General features: G+C 65.7%; 4 protein-coding genes. 2 read left to right on the plus strand and 2 right to left on the minus strand.

Going from position 1 to position 4,048, the window contains the following annotated elements:
• Positions 1-16: 16 nt before the first annotated feature.
• Both IT472_RS10860 and cutA read right to left on the minus strand, forming a co-directional pair.
• Positions 17-2,341 (minus strand): protein-disulfide reductase DsbD, encoded by a 2,325-nt coding sequence (locus IT472_RS10860; protein ID WP_297181522.1) that lies wholly within the window; start codon positions 2,339-2,341, stop codon positions 17-19.
• A gap of 9 nt (positions 2,342-2,350) precedes the next feature.
• Positions 2,351-2,668, minus strand: a complete 318-nt coding sequence (gene cutA, locus IT472_RS10865) for a divalent-cation tolerance protein CutA (protein ID WP_297181523.1) — start codon at positions 2,666-2,668, stop codon at positions 2,351-2,353.
• A 172-nt stretch (positions 2,669-2,840) separates the two neighbouring features.
• On the opposite strand from cutA, the gene groES reads away from it, so the two are divergent.
• Together groES and groEL are read left to right on the plus strand one after the other, a co-directional pair.
• Positions 2,841-3,131, plus strand: coding sequence for a co-chaperone GroES (groES, locus tag IT472_RS10870; protein WP_297181525.1), 291 nt, complete (start codon positions 2,841-2,843; stop codon positions 3,129-3,131).
• A 50-nt stretch (positions 3,132-3,181) separates the two neighbouring features.
• On the plus strand, positions 3,182-4,048 hold an 867-nt coding region (gene groEL, locus IT472_RS10875), incomplete at its 3' end, for a chaperonin GroEL (RefSeq protein ID WP_297181527.1).

Raw genomic sequence — 4,048 nt, forward strand, 5'->3', positions numbered from 1 at the left:
ATTCGATTGGAGGGCATCATCGTGCCGCCTGCGCCAGCGCGTCAGCCGCCATGCTGGGCGTCAGCAACACCGGCAGCACGCGGCCTTCGCCGCCGCCACGCGGATACACCACGTACAGCGGCACCCCAACTGCGCCGTAGCGCTTCAAATAGGCGCTGATGGCGGGGTCTACATTGGTGTAATCGCCGATCATGTACACCGCATCGGTCGCGGCCAAGGCATTGCGGAAGCCTTCGCGTGAAAACACTGCCTTCTCGTTGGCCTTGCAGCTGACGCACCATTCAGCGGTCATATTGACGAACACCACCCGGTTCTGGGCGAGCAGCTCGGCCAGACGGGCTTCTGAGTATGGTGTTGCCAGATCGCTTTGCGCGTGGTTCTGCTGCGGGACGGGCAAGCTGCCGATGCGGTGGATCGGCCAAATGGCGGCAACGAGGGCAACGACGGCCAGCAGCGCCGGCCAGCGCAGGCTCGTGCGGCGGGCATGGGTCCACGCCCATGCGGCGAGCGCCAGCAAAATGGCGGCGGTCAGCCATAGCCCCACGGCATCGGCACCGCGTTGATGCGCCAATACCCAGACCAGCCACGCGGCGGTGGCATACATCGGGAAAGCCAGTAATTGTTTGAGCGTCTCCATCCATGCGCCCGGCTTCGGCAAGAGGCGGGCAAGGCCGGGGATGAAGGCGATCAGCAGGAACGGCAGCGCCAGCCCCAGCCCCAGCATCAGGAACACCAGCAGGGCCGCAGTTGTCGGGGCGATGAAGGCATAGGCCAGTGCGGCACCCATGAACGGCGCGGTGCAGGGGGTGGCCAAGATCACGGCCAGGACGCCGGTGAAGAAGTCGGCGCGCACGCCTTGTCCTGCCGCCAGCGCGCCGGCGCGCTGGCCGACACGCACGTGTGCGTACCACAGGCCAGACAGGCTCAAGCCGAGCACGAACATCAGCAGGCCGAGGACGGCCACCATGCGCGGGAACTGCAGCTGAAAGCCCCAGCTGATCCAGTCCTCCAGGCCATCGCTGCGCAGCGCCAGGATCAACCCGCCCAGCGCCAGCATCGAGGCCAACACCCCGGCGGTATACGCCAGCGCATGCCGGTGCGCGCGCTGGCGACTTTCCCCGCCCTGGGCCAGTGACAGCACTTTGAGTGAGAGCACCGGCAGCACGCAGGGCATCAGGTTCAGGATCAAGCCGCCGAGCAGGGCCAGCACCAGCGCGAGCAGCAGGCCCGGGGATCGCTGCTGTGGTGGGGCAGTCCGCTCCAACAAGGTCGGCGGCACAGGGTCCGGCGCGGCAAACACTTCCGGAGCCGGGGGAACGACCCCGCCCGCGGCCATGGGTGTTTCGGCCTGTGGTCTCGTGGCTGCGTCCTGGACTGTTGCGGCAGGCGTCGTTGCCGTTGCCGCCACGGGTGGCGCTCCGTCAGCGCCGCCGCCCAGCCGTCCGGCTGGCAGCGACACCGCAAGCGTACGGGTCATCGGCGGGTAGCAAATGCCGTTGTCTTGGCATCCCTGCAGTCCGATGACCAAGGTTCCAGTGGCGGCGCGGACGGTGTCGCGGGTGACGGCCAACGGGATCTCGACCTGATCGAAATACACCGCGACGTTGCCGAAGTGCTCGTCTCGGTAAGGTGTGGCCTTGGGCAGGCGAGCCGCGGGCGGCAGCGACGCGGCCAGGCCGGGGCCCGCCTGCAGTTGGGCCGAGAGTTTGTCGCGGTAGATGTAGTAGCCCTTGGCTGGGGTCAAACGCAGCAACAGGCTGTTGCCGTCGAGGGCAATCACTTCGGATGTGAACGCACGATTTTCCGGCAGTGGCATGCCCGCCGCGTTGCCGCCGCCCAGACCGAAAGCCGTGGTTCCCGGACCACGTCCGAAGCCGAGGCCAGCCGTGGGGTCATTCTCAGCGGGCAAGGGAACGGTGAGGGTACGTGTCTGCGGTGGATAGCACACGCCGGCGTCGGCGCAGCCTTGGTATTTCACCGTCAGCGTCACGCTGGCTGCACCGTCGAGGGGTGTCCCGGTCAGCACGCCGACCAGAGTCTGGCGATAGGTCTGGACGTCGCCGAAGAAACGGTCGTGGTGCTTGGCGCCTTCCGGCAGCGCCAGCTGCGCGTCGCGGAAGGTGGTGCTTGCTTTGACCGCGGTTTGGTGTCGGTACAGATAAAAACCGTCGGCGATCTTCCAGCGCACCGCGATGCGGTCGCGCGCGGTGGCCTGCGCCGAGAGCACGAACACCTGGTCGACCGGTGGCAATTCAACGTCCTGCGCCGGCGCCGGCAGCGCGGCGACAAACAGGAGCGCTGCGGCCAGCCAGCGGCGCAGGAAAATGGGCAAATCGGTCATCCCGTCATTTTACCGCTGCACCGCGTCTGCAACCCATTGCAGGTAGGCGGGCAGCCCGTCCGCCGGTTTGACCGCCAGCAATTCGGGAAGTTCGTAGGGGTGCAATTCCAGCAGCCGCGCTTGCAGCGCCGGCCAGGCGGCGCGGGTGGTCTTGATCAACAGCAGCAGCTCGTCGGCGCGTTCGACCGCGCCCTGCCAGCGGTAGGTCGAACGCAGCCCGGGGAGCACATTGACGCAGGCGGCCAGCTGTTCGTCCACCAGCGCTTCGGCGATGCGCTCGCCGCTGGCGGCGTCCGGGCAGGTGGTCAGGCAGAGCAGCACGTCCATCCGCCAAGGGTAGCCCGGTTCGCACCGATCGCCCTTGAAACCCGCCAGACCCGCCCCATCTCTTCGCCATCCCGGGTTCGGGATGCGCTGCGTCCCGATTCTGGCACTCGCGCCATGCGACTGCTAAAATCTCCGGGTTTTCCACCATCAATCAACCATTTGCGAGGTTGTCATGTCCAATATCAAGCCGCTGTACGACCGCGTGGTCATCAAGCGCATGGAAGAAGAGAAGCTGTCCGCCGGCGGGATCGTGATCCCGGATTCGGCCACCGAGAAGCCGATCAAGGGCGAAGTCGTTGCCGTCGGCAGCGGCAAGGTGTTCGACAACGGCCAGCTGCGCCCGACCCAGGTCAAGGTCGGCGACAAGGTCCTGTTCGGCAAGTACAGCGGCACCGAGGTCAAGCTCGATGGCGTCGAGTACCTGGTGGTGAAGGAAGACGACCTGTTCGCCGTGCTCGGCTGATCGCGTCTTTCCCTCTATTCCTTACTGAATTCTGATCGAGGTATTTCACAATGGCTGCTAAAGACATTCGTTTTGGCGAAGATGCCCGTTCGCGCATGGTGCGCGGCGTCAACGTGCTTGCCAATGCCGTGAAGGCAACCCTGGGCCCGAAGGGCCGCAACGTCGTGCTCGACAAGAGCTACGGCGCCCCCACCATCACCAAGGACGGTGTCTCCGTCGCCAAGGAAATCGAGCTGGCCGACAAGTTCGAGAACATGGGCGCACAGATGGTCAAGGAAGTCGCGTCCAAGACCTCCGACAACGCCGGTGACGGCACCACCACCGCCACCGTGCTGGCCCAGGCCTTCATCCGCGAAGGCATGAAGGCGGTCGCCGCCGGCATGAACCCGATGGACCTCAAGCGCGGCATCGACAAGGCCGTCAGCGCCGCCGTCGGCGAGCTGAAGGCGCTGTCCAAGCCGTCCTCGACCTCCAAGGAAATCGCCCAGGTCGGCGCGATCTCGGCCAACTCCGACCACAACATCGGCGAGCTGATCGCCAAGGCGATGGACAAGGTCGGCAAGGAAGGCGTGATCACCGTGGAAGACGGTTCCGGCCTCGACAACGAGCTCGACGTGGTCGAGGGCATGCAGTTCGACCGCGGCTACCTGTCGCCCTACTTCATCAACAACCAGCAGTCGATGCAGGCCGAGCTGGAAGATCCGTACATCCTCCTGCACGACAAGAAGATCTCCAACGTGCGTGACCTGCTGCCGGTGCTGGAAGGCGCCGCCAAGGCCGGCAAGCCGCTGCTGATCGTGGCTGAGGAAGTCGAAGGCGAAGCGCTGGCGACCCTGGTGGTCAACACCATCCGCGGCATCGTCAAGGTCTGCGCCGTGAAGGCACCGGGCTTCGGTGATCGTCGCAAGGCGATGCTG

Origin of the sequence: Thermomonas sp., assembly GCF_020850895.1 — a bacterium.
Classification (GTDB): domain Bacteria; phylum Pseudomonadota; class Gammaproteobacteria; order Xanthomonadales; family Xanthomonadaceae; genus Thermomonas.

Coding starts and splice junctions, on each gene's coding strand:
- IT472_RS10860 (WP_297181522.1), bottom strand. CDS start 2,341: ATGACCGATTTGCCCATTTTCCTGCGCCGCTGGCTGGCCGCAGCGCTC.
- cutA (WP_297181523.1), bottom strand. CDS start 2,668: ATGGACGTGCTGCTCTGCCTGACCACCTGCCCGGACGCCGCCAGCGGC.
- groES (WP_297181525.1), top strand. CDS start 2,841: ATGTCCAATATCAAGCCGCTGTACGACCGCGTGGTCATCAAGCGCATG.